Source organism: Skermanella mucosa, from assembly GCF_016765655.2.
GTDB lineage: Bacteria > Pseudomonadota > Alphaproteobacteria > Azospirillales > Azospirillaceae > Skermanella > Skermanella mucosa.
On record NZ_CP086106.1, the window covers coordinates 5,349,467 to 5,361,994 of the forward strand.

At 67.6% G+C, this 12,528-nt stretch carries 11 protein-coding genes; 4 read left to right on the top strand and 7 right to left on the bottom strand.

Annotated features, from left to right (window positions below; all coding sequences use genetic code 11):
- Positions 1 to 24: 24 nt before the first annotated feature.
- The 3 genes from JL100_RS24790 (at position 25) to JL100_RS24800 (ending at position 2,739) form a co-directional block, all read left to right on the top strand.
- Positions 25 to 1,413: a leucyl aminopeptidase family protein gene (locus tag JL100_RS24790; RefSeq protein ID WP_407696902.1), complete on the top strand. Its 1,389-nt coding sequence runs from the start codon at positions 25 to 27 to the stop codon at positions 1,411 to 1,413.
- Between the two features lie 80 nt (positions 1,414 to 1,493).
- Positions 1,494 to 1,937 carry a MarR family winged helix-turn-helix transcriptional regulator gene (locus JL100_RS24795; RefSeq protein ID WP_202680551.1) on the top strand — a complete coding sequence of 148 codons (444 nt, stop codon included), beginning with the start codon at positions 1,494 to 1,496 and terminating at the stop codon, positions 1,935 to 1,937.
- On the top strand, positions 1,906 to 2,739 hold the full coding sequence (locus JL100_RS24800) for a C40 family peptidase (protein ID WP_202680552.1): 834 nt from the start codon (positions 1,906 to 1,908) through the stop codon (positions 2,737 to 2,739). Before JL100_RS24795 ends, JL100_RS24800 begins: the two co-directional genes overlap by 32 nt.
- Before the next feature lie 6 nt (positions 2,740 to 2,745).
- On the opposite strand, the gene JL100_RS24805 is transcribed toward JL100_RS24800, so the two are convergent.
- Complete coding sequence (locus JL100_RS24805) at positions 2,746 to 3,672, bottom strand: 2-hydroxyacid dehydrogenase (protein ID WP_202680553.1); 927 nt, start codon at positions 3,670 to 3,672, stop codon at positions 2,746 to 2,748.
- Between the two features lie 113 nt (positions 3,673 to 3,785).
- Here JL100_RS24805 and JL100_RS24810 point away from each other — a divergent pair, with 113 nt between their 5' ends.
- Positions 3,786 to 4,895, top strand: a complete 1,110-nt coding sequence (locus JL100_RS24810) for an Rpn family recombination-promoting nuclease/putative transposase (protein WP_202680554.1) — start codon at positions 3,786 to 3,788, stop codon at positions 4,893 to 4,895.
- Between the two features lie 24 nt (positions 4,896 to 4,919).
- Here JL100_RS24810 and JL100_RS24815 read toward each other — a convergent pair whose 3' ends face one another.
- The 6 genes from JL100_RS24815 to JL100_RS24840 form a co-directional block, all read right to left on the bottom strand.
- Positions 4,920 to 6,119 (bottom strand): pentapeptide repeat-containing protein, encoded by a 1,200-nt coding sequence (locus JL100_RS24815; RefSeq protein WP_202680555.1) that lies wholly within the window; start codon positions 6,117 to 6,119, stop codon positions 4,920 to 4,922.
- Positions 6,120 to 6,195: 76 nt separating this feature from the next.
- A complete protein-coding gene (locus JL100_RS24820; RefSeq protein ID WP_202680556.1) occupies positions 6,196 to 6,630 on the bottom strand; it encodes an RDD family protein in 435 nt (144 codons plus the stop codon).
- Positions 6,627 to 8,252, bottom strand: a complete 1,626-nt coding sequence (locus tag JL100_RS24825; RefSeq protein WP_202680557.1) for an ABC transporter ATP-binding protein — start codon at positions 8,250 to 8,252, stop codon at positions 6,627 to 6,629. The genes JL100_RS24820 and JL100_RS24825 overlap by 4 nt, the downstream gene beginning before the upstream one ends.
- Before the next feature lie 33 nt (positions 8,253 to 8,285).
- Positions 8,286 to 9,434: an ABC transporter permease gene (locus JL100_RS24830; RefSeq protein WP_228420889.1), complete on the bottom strand. Its 1,149-nt coding sequence runs from the start codon at positions 9,432 to 9,434 to the stop codon at positions 8,286 to 8,288.
- Positions 9,434 to 10,543 (bottom strand): microcin C ABC transporter permease YejB, encoded by a 1,110-nt coding sequence (locus JL100_RS24835; RefSeq protein ID WP_202680558.1) that lies wholly within the window; start codon positions 10,541 to 10,543, stop codon positions 9,434 to 9,436. Before JL100_RS24835 ends, JL100_RS24830 begins: the two co-directional genes overlap by 1 nt.
- 37 nt (positions 10,544 to 10,580) lie before the next feature.
- Positions 10,581 to 12,425 carry an extracellular solute-binding protein gene (locus JL100_RS24840; protein ID WP_202680559.1) on the bottom strand — a complete coding sequence of 615 codons (1,845 nt, stop codon included), beginning with the start codon at positions 12,423 to 12,425 and terminating at the stop codon, positions 10,581 to 10,583.
- Positions 12,426 to 12,528: the final 103 nt, after the last annotated feature.

The following is a 12,528-nucleotide window of genomic DNA, read 5'->3' on the forward strand; positions in this document are numbered from 1 at the left end:
TAATCGCGACGAAGGAACAGCCACTTGCTGACCCATATGCGCCCGAAGGCCGGGACGGATTCGATCCCGCTCACCCCCGTGACGAAGGATGGCCTGGAAGGCTGGCTCGCCGATCAGCCGGCCGCCGTGCGCGCCTGGGTCGCCGGCATCGGCTTCAAGGCCGAATCCGGCAAGACGGCGCTTCTGCCGGGCGACGGCGGAAACCTCGCCCGGGTGCTGGTCGGCGTGGATGCCGACGCCGACCTCTGGGCCTATGCCGCCCTTCCCGCGTCCCTGCCGGCCGGCGCCTACCGGATCGACGCCGGCCTGGACGCCGGCACCGCGACCAAGGCGGCGCTGGGCTGGGCGCTCGGATGCTACGCCTTCACCCGCTACAAAGCCAAGAACGACAGGAGCTTCGCGACGCTGGTCTGGCCGGAAGGGGCCGACCGGGACGCGGTCGAGCGCACCGCGACCGCCACGTATCTCGTGCGCGACCTGATCAACACGCCCGCCTCCGACATGGGTCCCGCAGAACTGGCCGCCGCGGCCGAGGCGCTGGGCGCCGAGTTCAAGGCCAAGGTCAAGGTGACCGTCGGGGAAGACCTGCTGAAGAAGAACTATCCCGCCGTCCACGCCGTCGGCCGGGCCAGCACCCGGGAGCCCCGCCTGATCGACCTGACCTGGGGCGACAAGGGCGCCCCCCGGGTGACCCTGGTCGGCAAGGGCGTCTGCTTCGACACCGGCGGCCTGGACCTGAAGCCGTCCAGCGGCATGCTCCTGATGAAGAAGGACATGGGCGGCGCCGCGCACGTTCTGGGCGTCGCCCGCATGATCATGATGGCCGGGCTGCCGGTCCGCCTGCGCGTGCTGATCCCAGCCGTGGAGAACTCCGTCTCCGGCGACGCGTTCCGGCCGCTCGACGTCCTGGCGACCCGCAAGGGCCTGAGCGTCGAGGTCGGCAACACCGACGCCGAGGGACGGCTGATCCTGTGCGACGCGCTGGCGGAAGCTGTAACCGACAAGCCCGACGTGATCATCGACTTCGCCACCCTGACGGGCGCCGCCCGAGTCGCGCTGGGCACCGAGCTTCCGGCGCTGTTCTGCAACGACGAGGCGCTGGCCGGCGGGCTGCTGGCATCGGCCGAGACCCAGGGCGACCCGATGTGGCGGCTGCCGCTGCACCAGCCCTATGCCAAGATGCTGGAAAGCAAGGTCGCCGACCTGAACAATGTCGGAAGCGGACCGTTCGCGGGCGCCATCCTGGCGGCCCTGTTCCTGGAGCGGTTCGTCGACAAGTCGATCCCGTGGGCGCACCTGGACGTGATGGCCTGGAACCCGTCGTCGAAGCCCGGCCGGCCGGAGGGCGGCGAGGCCCTGGGCATGCGCGCGGTCTTCGCCTACCTGGAGGGCCGTTATGCCAATAAGAGTTAAATACTTGCCGATTTCAACTCGTTTCGGCACTCTCTCGGTCGAGACCCGATACGCGCGGGTTCGGTATCGGGAGTCAGCGCATGCCGCAGAAGCTTCAAGCCCTCGATCTCTGGCGCCACGTTCTCGTAACGAATGTGCGGCAGGCGGGGCCGGACCTGTCTTCCCGGCAACTGGCGCTGCTGCTGACCGTCTACCTGACGCCGCCGCCCCACACGGTTCGCGGCCTCGCCGCCACCCTGAACATCTCGAAGCCCGCGATCAGCCGCGCGCTCGACCGGCTCGGTCGGCTAGGCTTCATACGGCGCAAGCGCGACGAGGCCGACCGGCGCAACGTCCTGGTCCAGCGCACGGTCAAGGGATCGGTCTTCCTGACCGAGTTCGCGCATCTGGTGCTGGAGTCGCGGCATCTGACCCTGGGCGACGGATCGCCGGCCGACGGGCATGGCGCGTCCCCGCCGGACCTGGCGCCGGAACCCGCGACGGAGGCCGTCCATGACCGCGTCCTTGCCGGATCCTCGGACTAACCCCTACCGCCCGGATCTCGCGGCGGCGCATCTGCAAGGCATCGTCCAGGCCGACCGATTCATTGAGGGGGTCCCCTGCCAGGTCAGGGCCGGCTTCGCGACGGTCAAGGGATCACCCGACTTCGAGGCCCGCCAGACTACCCAGGCCCTGTTCGGCGAGACGGTCACCGTCTACGAGGAGCATGACGGCTGGGTCTGGGGCCAGCTTTCCGGCGACGGCTATGTGGGGTACCTGCGGCTCGACACGCTGTGGGAGGAAACCCCGGAGCCGACCCACCAGGTCACGGCGCTGCGCAGCTTCCTGTTTCCGGAGCCCGACCTGAAGACCCCGCCGCTCGACGTGCTGAGCCTGACCACCCGGGTGGCGATCGCCGGGGAGCGAAACGGCTTCGTGGAGCTGGCACAGGGCGGCTGGGTCTTCGCCGGGCACCTGGACGACCTCGCCGCTTACCGGCCGGACTATGTCGCCACCTCACGCCGCCTGCCCGGCGTTCCCTACCTGTGGGGCGGCAAAACCAGCCTGGGGCTGGACTGTTCCGGCCTCGTACAGATCGCCCTGGCGGCGGCCGGCATCGCGGCCCCGCGCGACAGCGACCAGCAGGGCGGCACGCTGGGACAGCCGGTGCCGGAGGGAGAGACGCTTCGGAGCGGCGACCTCATATTCTTCCCCGGCCATGTCGGCATCATGACGGGACCGGAACAACTGATCCACGCCAACGCCTTCCACATGATGGTGACCGAGGAGCCACTTTCCGACGTGGTCGCCCGCGGCGCCCGGATCACCGGAATGCGCCGGCTCTAGGCCCGGTCAGTAGCCGCGCGCGCGGTCGATCACGTTCTCGAGCGGCAATCCCGCCTCGAACCTTCTGATCTGCTCGGCGATGTGGCCGGCCGCCGTGCGGGCATGGGTCACGGCGGCCACGTGGGGCGTCACGATCACCCGCGGGTGGCTCCAGAACGGGTGGTCCGGCGCCAGCGGCTCCTCGGCGAAGACGTCGAGGCTGGCCCCGGCGATATGGCCGCTGTCCAGTTCGGCCAGCAGGTCCGATTCGTCCACATGCCCGCCCCGGGCGACATTGATGATGCAGGCCCCCCGCGGCAGTGCCGCCAGCGTTTCCCAGTTCAGGATGCCGGCGGTCTCGGGCGTGAGCGGCAGCAGGCAGACCAGGATCTCGGTCCGCGCCAGGAACTCCGGCAAGCCGGCGGCGCCGTGGAAGCAGGTGACGCCGGGAAGATCCTTGGGCGAACGGCTCCAGCCCGCGACGTCGAAACGCAGTTCCTTCAGGACCCGCGCGGCGTCGGCTCCCAGGACCCCGAGCCCGAGCACCCCGACGCGGCGCTCGCGGGCCAGCTTCTGGCCGAGCTGTCGCCACTCCCGCCGCTCCTGCTGCGCCCGGTAGGCCTCCGTCTGGCGGTGCCAATGGAGCACCTGGAGGACGACATACTCGGTCATGCCCTCGGTCAGGCCGGGTTCGACCATGCGGACCAACGGCTTGTCCGGCAGTTCGGGATCGCTGAGCACCCCGTCCACCCCGGCCCCGAGCGAGAAGATCACTTTCAGGTTCGGCAGCCGGCCGAGCACCCCGGCCGGCGGGCGCCACGCCAGGGCATAGTCGATCTCCGACAGGTCGCCGGCGTCCGGCCAGACCCTGATCTCCCGCCCCGTAATCCGGTTGTTCAGTTCTGGCAACCATTCGGCCGGATCGTCGGACGGGGACAGGAACAGGATAGCCATCGGCCGAAATCCTTCGAATATGATGGATTGCTGAGGCCGCCAGTCCTGGCACAGCTTTCCCCGTCCGGCAAGCCCGGGCGTGGGCCGGCGCGCTCCGCCGGCGGCAGACCGTTATGACGCAGCCGGCCCGCCCCGTTTCGCATCGTCATTCCCCGGCGTTCATGCGACTACTCACGCATGAAATTCCTATGACCGGCTGCCGTGATGCGATGCAAACCCGCCTGATTCATCGCCATGATCATTTCTTCAAGCATCTGCTCGACCAACCCGGAACAGCGGGCGCACTGATCCGCGAACGCCTGCCGGCTGCCGTCGCGGAGCTGATCTCGCAGGATGACCCCGTGCTTATGCCCGGGTCGTTCGTGGACAAGGAACTGCGGGAGTATCGGACCGACCGTCTCTACGGCGTCGGCATCCGGACCGGCGGCGCCGCGTTCATCTATGTGCTCATGGAGCACAAGTCCTCTCCGGACCCTCGGATCGACCTTCAGTTGCTGGGCTACGAGACGCGGATCTGGCAGGACTGGGACAAGCGCGAAGGGCGGGACGCCGAAGGCAGGATCAGGAAGCTGCCGCCGATCTTCCCGCTGGTGGTGTATCACGGCGAGGCGGAGTGGCGGATTCCGCTGAGCTTCGCCGACGGCCTGGATCTCGGGGACGAAGCCCTGCGCCCCCATGTCCTGGATTTCCGCTACTCCCTGGCGGATCTGGGGCGCATCGATGACGACCGCCTGTCGCGGGAGGAGAGGCTCCGTGTCGGGCTGCTCATCCTGAAACACGGCACCCGCGACGGCGACCTTCACCGCACCCTCGTCAAGCTCGGCCGAGCCGCATTCGCCCTCGGCCCTGATGACCTGATAGCCCTGGTGCGCTACATTCTTTCCGAGCCGAATTCAGTCGAAACGGCGATACTTCGCGATGCGCTGAAGGAAATCGTTCCAGGTGAGGAGACGAGGGTCATGTCGATCGCTGCGGAGGAATGGAAGGCCGAGGGTATCCTGATCGGCGAAGCCAGGGGTGCGGCCAGAGGCAAGGCCGAGGGAAAGGCAGAGGGCAAGGCCGACATCCTTCTGCGCCTGCTTCGGCGTCGTTTCGGCACCGTACCGGAAGCTGCGATCGCGACGATCCATAATGCTTCCGACGATCAGTTGAACGCCTGGGCCGAGAACATCCTCGACGCGGCAACCCTCGACGCCGTTTTCACCGGCCACAGGTCCAACTGATGCCGCCGCGAAACCGGCTTCCCCTCACCCCCGGGTCGTCGGCAGCTTGGCCCCGCTGGTGTCGCTGCCCTTCATCAGCGCCATGTTGACCCGGGCCCCAGTCAGGTCGGCATGGCGGAGAATCACGCCGGCGGCGGCGCGGCAGCGCAGGTCGCAGTCGTTCAGCCTGGCATATTGAAGGTTGGTCGGCCAAGGCCGTTCCAGGTCGCCGACCGGAACGCTGAGCAGGATGCTGTCCCGCAGGGACCCGCCGGTCAGGTTGACCCGGCGCATGCCGCACCCGGACAGGTTGGCGCCGCTCAGGTCCGCACCGCTCAGGTTGCTGTAGCTGAGGTCGGCCATCATCAGGTTGGAGCCGGCCAGGTTGGCATTGCGCAGGTTGCAGCGCTGGATCTTGGCGGCGGACAGGTCGACCTCGCCCAGGGGCGCGTCGCTGAGGTCGGCCAAGTCCAGTTCCAGCCGCTGCCCGGCCCGGCCTTCGCTGTCCAGCCACTCCTGGTGATGGGCCAGCAGTTCGAACAGCCGCTCGCCCAGCGACTCAAGGTTGCCGTCGGGGTTGATGCCGACCTGGGCCATGCGGGCGACGGCATCGGCATCCAGCACGGCGCCCGACAGGACGGCACCGGTCAGCGTCGTGTTCCTCAGGGTGGCGCCGGACAGGTCGGTGGAAACCAGGATCGCGCCGGTCAGATCGGCCCCGGACAGGTCGGCATCGACCAGCTCCGCCCCGGTGAGGTCGCAGTTCCCCAGGTTGGAGCCGACCAGGATCGCCCGGTTCAGGTTGGCGTCCATCAGCTCGGTGCGCCGGTTGACCGTGGTTCCGGCGTTGGCCCGCTGCTTGGTGCTGACCGCGCCGAGCGACCCGGTGCGCAGGTCGGCCCCGGCGAGGTTCGCCTCCGCCAGGTTGGCCCCGTTGAAGCAGGCGCCGCGCAGATCAGCGCCGAGCAGGTCGGCCTGGCTGAGATCCGCCCCCTCCAGTTCCGCCATCATCAGCACGGCGGCCTTGAGGTCGGCCCGGGACAGGTTGCTGCGGGCGAACGAGGTGCCGACCAGCTTGGCATTGCGCAGCACGACGCCGCCCAGCGGCAATTGCGACATGTCGTAGAAGCTGAGGTCGGCCTGCATGCCGCCGCGCGTGCCGACCACCCACTTTCGGTGGGAGTTCAGCCGCTTCTTCAGCTCGGCGATGTAGGCGGCGCTGTGGCCGGTAGCCGGAGGGGACATCGGGAGCTGCTGGCACTCAGCCTGGGGCGGAAGGATGCGGACGACTATCCGCCAAGAATCTTAAGTAGATAATAATTCAGGCCGGCGCGTCGTAGACGACGCGGGTCGAGCAGACCAGGTCATGAAGCGCCGTCTTGTCCCTGGTCCAGCCCGCCATCAGGTAGCCCAGGCCGAAGGTTATCGCCGACAGGATCAGCGCGAAGTACCGCCCGAGCGCCCGCGCCGGGGTCAGCCTGCCGCCGTCGCGGGTCATGACATGGATCCCGAGCACCCGCTTGCCCGGCGTAGCCCGGCGTTCGGACGAATGGAAACCGGTATAGTAGGCGATCGCCACGACCGTGCTCAGCACCTGCCCGACACCCTGGGCCGTCCCCTCCCCGATGCCGATCCACAGCATCGCGGAGACGACGACGATGCCGATGAAGGCCGATACCAGCCCCAGGACGAAGCCGTCGACCAGGGCCGCCGCGGCCCGGATCCAGAAGCCGGCGAACCGGACCCCGCCCGTCACATCCGCACGTCGGAGGTCTTGACCGCGACCAGGTTCAGCGCCGCGGCGATGAGGGCGCGGGTATAGTCCTGCCGGGGCGCCTCGAAGATCTGCCGCGTCGGACCCGATTCGACCACCTTGCCGTCCTTCATCACGATCACCTCGTTGGAGAGGGCCCTTACCACTTTCAGGTCATGGCTGATGAAGAGATAGGCCAGGTTGTGCTTCACCTGCAAGTCCCGCAGCAGGTCGACGATCTGCGCCTGGACGGACATGTCCAGGGCCGAGGTCGGCTCGTCCAGGACGACGAATCGCGGCTTCAGCACCATGGCGCGGGCGATCGCGATCCGCTGGCGCTGGCCGCCGGAGAACTCGTGCGGATAGCGGTTGCGGCTGGCCGGGTCCAGCCCGACCTCCTCCAGCGACCGGGCGATCATCGCCTCCCGCTCGGCCCTGCTGCCGATGCCGTGGATCTTCAGCCCTTCCTCGATGATCTGGGCGACAGACAGGCGGGGGCTGAGGCTGCCGTAGGGGTCCTGGAAGACAACCTGCATCTCCCGGCGCAGCGGGCGCATCTGCTTGGCCTGCCAGCCCTGGATATCCTTGCCGTCATAGCGGATGGCGCCCTGGCTGGCGTGCAGGCGCAGCAGCGCCAGCCCCAGCGTCGTCTTGCCCGACCCCGACTCGCCGACCACGCCGACGGTGTGTCCCTCGCGCACCGTGACGCTGATGCCGTCCACCGCCCGGACGTGATCGACGGTCCGGCGCAGCAGTCCCTTCCTGATCGGGAAATGGACCTTGATGTCCCGCGCGATCATCACGTCGGCCGCGTCCTCGGGCGGCGGCGCCGGGTTGCCCTTCGGCTCCGCCGCCAGCAGCCGCTGGGTATAGGGGTGGCGCGGACCGGCGAACAGCTCCGCGTTGGACCCCTTCTCGACGATCTCGCCCTGGTTCATGACGCAGACCTGGTCCGCCATCTTGCGCACGATGCCGAGATCGTGGGTGATCAGCAGCAACGCCATGTTGAAGCGGCGCTGGAGGTCCTTCAGCAACTCCAGGATCTGGGCCTGGATCGTCACGTCCAGCGCGGTGGTCGGCTCGTCCGCGATCAGCAGGTCCGGCTCGTTGGCCAGCGCCATGGCGATCATCACGCGCTGGCGCTGGCCGCCCGAAAGCTCGTGGGGGTACGCCGCCAGACGCTTCTCCGCTTCCGGCAACCCGACGAGGCGCAGCAGTTCCAGCGTGCGCCGCCGGGCGGCCGAGCGGGTCAGCCCCTTGTGCAGGAACAAGGTCTCGTTGATCTGCTTCTCGATGGTGTGGAGCGGGTTCAGGGAGGTCATCGGCTCCTGGAAGATCATGGCGATGCGGTCGCCGCGAACTTCCCGGAGCGTCTTCTCCTCCGCCCCCACCAGCTCGGTCCCCTTGAAGCGGATGCTGCTGCCGGCCGGATGCGCCGCCATGGGATAGGGCAGGAGCTGCAGGATCGACAGGGCGGTCACCGACTTGCCGGAACCCGACTCGCCGACCAGCGCCAGGGTCTCGCCCGCCTTGATGTCGAACGACACGCCCCGGACGGCACGGACCTCGCCGCCCGACAGCCGGAAATCGACCGCCAGGTCGCGGACGGAGAGCAGGTCGGTCATGCTGATGGTTTCCCTTTGTTCATTCCGGGCCGTTCATTCCGCCGCCGCCTTCTTCTCCGCCGACGCGGCGGCCGGGTTGGCCGTCAGCCCTTTGCGGGGCAGCGGGCCGACCGACTTCCGGGGATCGAAGGCGTCGCGCACCGCCTCGCCGATGAAGATCAGCAGGCTCAGCATGATGGCGAGCGTGAAAAAGGCGGTCAGGCCCAGCCAGGGTGCCTGCAGGTTGGCCTTGCCCTGGGCCAGCAGCTCGCCCAGCGACGGCGAGCCGGGCGGCAGGCCGAAGCCCAGGAAGTCGAGCGCGGTCAGGGTAGTGATCGAGCCGTTCAGGATGAAGGGCATGAAGGTCAGCGTCGCCACCATGGCGTTGGGCAGCACATGCTTGACCATGATCAGCACGTCGCCGGCGCCCAGCGCGCGGGCCGCCCTGACATAGTCGAAGTTGCGGGCGCGCAGGAACTCCGCCCGGACGACGCCGACCAGGCTCATCCAGTTGAACAGCAGCAGCAGTCCCAGCAGCCACCAGAAGTTCGGCTCGACCACGCTGGCCAGGATGATCAGCAGGTAGAGCGTGGGCAGTCCCGACCAGATCTCGATGAAGCGCTGGAACAGCAGGTCGGTCGTGCCGCCGAAATAGCCCTGCACCGCTCCGGCCGCGATGCCGATGATCGAGGAGAAGATCGTCAGCGTCAGCCCGAACAGGATCGAGATGCGGAAGCCGTAGATCAGCCGCGCCACCACGTCGCGCCCCTGGTCGTCGGTGCCCAGCCAGTTCTCGGAGGACGGCGGCGCCGGGGCCGGGACGGTCAGGTCGTAGTTGATGGTCCGGTAGGAGTAGCGGATCACCGGCCAGATCATCCAGCCCTTCTCGTCGATCAGGTCGCGCACGAACGGGTCGCGGTAGTCGGCCTGGGTCTCGAACTCGCCGCCGAACGTGGTCTCCGGATAGACCGTGAAGATCGGCATGTAGAACGCGTCGTCGTAGCGGATCAGCAGCGGCTTGTCGTTGGCGATGAACTCGGCGAACAGGCTCAGCGTGAAGAGGATCAGGAAGATCCACAGGGACCAGAATCCCCGACGGTTGGCCTTGAAGTTGTGCAGCCGCCGCCGCGTGATCGGCGTGATGCGCATGCCCAGGAAGCGGTCCGCCGGGGCGGCGGGGGGAATGGTTCGGGCATCGTCCATCACGTCCTCCTCGCCTCGAAGTCGATGCGGGGATCGACCGCGACATAGGTCAGGTCGCCGATCAGGTTCATCAGCAGTCCCAGCAGCGTGAAGATATAGAGCGTCGCGAACATCACGGGATAATCGCGGTTGATCGCCGCCTCGAAGCCCAGCAGCCCCAGCCCGTCCAGCGAGAAGATCACCTCGATCAGCAGCGACCCGGTGAACAGGATGCCGATGAAGGCTCCGGGGAACCCGGCGATCACGATCAGCATGGCGTTGCGGAAGATGTGGCCGTACAGCACCCGCCCCTCGCCCAGCCCCTTGGCCCGCGCGGTGATGACGTACTGCTTGTTGACCTCCTCCATGAAGCTGTTCTTGGTCAGCATGGTCAGGCCGGCGAAGCCGCCGATCACCAGCGCCACCACCGGCAGGGTGATGTGCCAGAAATAGTCCAGCACCTGCTGCCACCAGGGCATCAGGTCCCAGCCCTCGCTGGTCAGCCCGCGCAGCGGGAACCAGTCGAGATAGCGGCCGCCGGCGAACAGCACGATCAGCAGCACGGCGAACAGGAAGCTGGGAATGGCATAGCCGACGATGACCACGCCGCTGGTCCAGATGTCGAACTTCGACCCGTCGCGCACCGCCTTTCGGATGCCCAGCGGGATCGAGATCAGGTAGGTGATGAGCGTGGTCCACAACCCCAGGGAGATCGACACCGGCAGTTTGTCGATCACCAGGTCGATCACCCGCTGGTCGCGGAAATAGCTGGTCCCGAAATCGAAGGTCAGGTAGCTGGCCATCATCTGGAGGAAGCGCTCGTGCAGCGGCTTGTCGAAGCCGAACTGCCGCTCCAGCTCCTTGATGAACTCGGGGTCCAGTCCCTGGGCGCCCCGGTAGCGGCCGGTGACCTGCTCGCCGCCCGACTGCTGGGCCTGGGGCGGCAGGTCGCCGCCGCCCGACGTGCCGCCGATCCGCGCCGTGGCATCCACCCCCGTCCCCTGGAGCTGGGCGAGCGTCTGCTCGATCGGGCCGCCGGGAGCCGCCTGCACGATCAGGAAATTGATCACCATGATCCCGAGCAGGGTCGGGATGATCAGCAGCAGGCGGCGGACGATGTAGGCCAGCATCCTCGTCTCCTCAATCGCTGCTTTCTGGAATTCCGCTTCAACCGGGCGAGCGGACGGACGCCTGCTTGCCGGTATCTACCCACCAGGTGGTGGGGAAGCCGATCGTGTATTTCGCCATCGTCTCCGGATAGCCGAACTTGTTCCAGTAAACCAGCCAGGACTCGTCGTTGTACCATTGCGGGATCTGGTACCAGCCCCAGGACAGCACCCTGTCCAGCGCGCGGTTGGTCGCGGCCAGCGTATCCAGGTCCCGGGCGGCGATCAGCTCCTCGATCAGGCCGTCCACGACCGGGTCCTTGATGCCGGCCAGGTTGCCCGAACCCCGGGTCCCGGCGGCGACCGACCCGAAATAGCTGCGCTGCTCGGCGCCCGGCGGCGGGAAGAAGTTCAGCGCGACCGACAGCAGGTCGTAGTCGAAATCGTCGATCCGCACCTGGTACTGGGAGGTGTCCACCACGCGGATCGAGGCGTCGATGCCGGCGCGCCTGGCGTTCTGCACGAACGGTTCGGTCAGCCGGACCAGCGCCGGGCTGACCAGCAGGATCTCAATCCGCATCTGCTCGCCGGCCGCGTTGACGAGGCGGTTGTTCTTCAGCTCCCAGCCGGCCTCCCTGAACAGGCGGAGCGACTCCCGCAGGTTGGCGCGGATGTTGCCGGACCCGTCCGTCACCGGCGGCTCGTACGCCTTGGTCAGCACCTCCGGCCGGACCTTGTCCCTGTACTTCTCCAGGATCGACAGTTCCTTGGGGTCTGGCGGACCGCTGGCGCCGAACTCCGAGTTGGGGAACCAGCTCTTCACGCGCTTGTACTCGCCGAACAGCAGGGTCCGCTGGATCGCCTCGAAATCATAGAGGAGGGTGATCGCCTCGCGCACCCGGACGTCCTGGAACTGCGGCCGGCGCAGGTTGAAGATATAGCCCTGGGTCCCGCGCGGCGTCTGGTCCGGCACCACCCGCTTGATCATGCTGCCGTCCTTGACGGCGGGCACATCGTAGCTCTGGTTCCAGCGCTGGGCGCGGTTCTCCTGCCGGAAATCGATCCGGCCGGACATGAAGGCCTCCGCCAGCACGGTGTCGTCCAGGTAATAGTCGTACCGGATCTGGTCGATATTGTTCAGGCCGCGGTTCACCGGCAGGTCCGCCGCCCAATAGTCCGCCACCCGCTCGTAGGTGATCGAGCGCCCGGCGTCGATCGCCTTGATCCGATAGGCGCCGCTGCCCAGGATCGGCTCCAGCGTGGTCTTGGTGATGTCGCGCCCCTCGGCCGTCCACCAGTGCCGCGGCAGCGGGGAGCTGGACGCCACGGTCAGCAGCGGCTTCATGCTGTCGCGCGTCTTGAAGGTGAACTTGAGCCTCCGGGGGTCCAGCACCTCGACGCCGCTGACATCCTCGTAGAAGCTCTGGAGGAACGGCCGCCCATGCTCCTTGATGGTGTCGAACGCGAACTTGAAATCGTCGGCGGTGATCGGATGGCCGTCGTGCCAGCGGGCCTCCGGCCGCAGGTTGAAGATGATCCAGCTCTTGTCCTCTGGATACTCGGCGGTCTCGGCGATCAGGCCGTAGGCGGAGGACAGCTCGTCGCCCGACCCGGTCATCAGGCTGTCGGAGATCAGCCCGATGCCGGTCGGCCAGCTCCCCCGCAGGATATAGGTGTTGAGGCTGTCGAAGCTGCCGAAGGCGCCCAGCACGACCGAGCCGCCCTTGGGCGCGTCGGGGTTGGCATAGGGCCAGTGCCGCATGTCCGGGCCGTAGAGCGGTTCGCCGAACTCGGCCATGGCCCAGGTCCGCGTGATCTTCTCTCCCGCATCCTGGGCCAGGACGGGAGCGGTCCCGCCCATCAGCAGGGTTCCCAGGCAAACGGCGGCGGCAAGCAGTCTCTTCATCCGGCCCTCATCTCTCCCGCGGCAAGGCCGCATCCTTGCGTGACAATCGTTCCGGCATTCCCGTACTTCTGCGTTTTGCAGCCGAATCGGGCTTAATCAAGGC

Coding starts and splice junctions, on each gene's coding strand:
- JL100_RS24840 (WP_202680559.1), bottom strand. CDS start 12,425: ATGAAGAGACTGCTTGCCGCCGCCGTTTGCCTGGGAACCCTGCTGATG.
- JL100_RS24815 (WP_202680555.1), bottom strand. CDS start 6,119: ATGTCCCCTCCGGCTACCGGCCACAGCGCCGCCTACATCGCCGAGCTG.
- JL100_RS24800 (WP_202680552.1), top strand. CDS start 1,906: ATGACCGCGTCCTTGCCGGATCCTCGGACTAACCCCTACCGCCCGGAT.
- JL100_RS24830 (WP_228420889.1), bottom strand. CDS start 9,434: ATGGACGATGCCCGAACCATTCCCCCCGCCGCCCCGGCGGACCGCTTC.
- JL100_RS24825 (WP_202680557.1), bottom strand. CDS start 8,252: ATGACCGACCTGCTCTCCGTCCGCGACCTGGCGGTCGATTTCCGGCTG.
- JL100_RS24805 (WP_202680553.1), bottom strand. CDS start 3,672: ATGGCTATCCTGTTCCTGTCCCCGTCCGACGATCCGGCCGAATGGTTG.
- JL100_RS24810 (WP_202680554.1), top strand. CDS start 3,786: ATGACGCAGCCGGCCCGCCCCGTTTCGCATCGTCATTCCCCGGCGTTC.
- JL100_RS24835 (WP_202680558.1), bottom strand. CDS start 10,543: ATGCTGGCCTACATCGTCCGCCGCCTGCTGCTGATCATCCCGACCCTG.
- JL100_RS24795 (WP_202680551.1), top strand. CDS start 1,494: ATGCCGCAGAAGCTTCAAGCCCTCGATCTCTGGCGCCACGTTCTCGTA.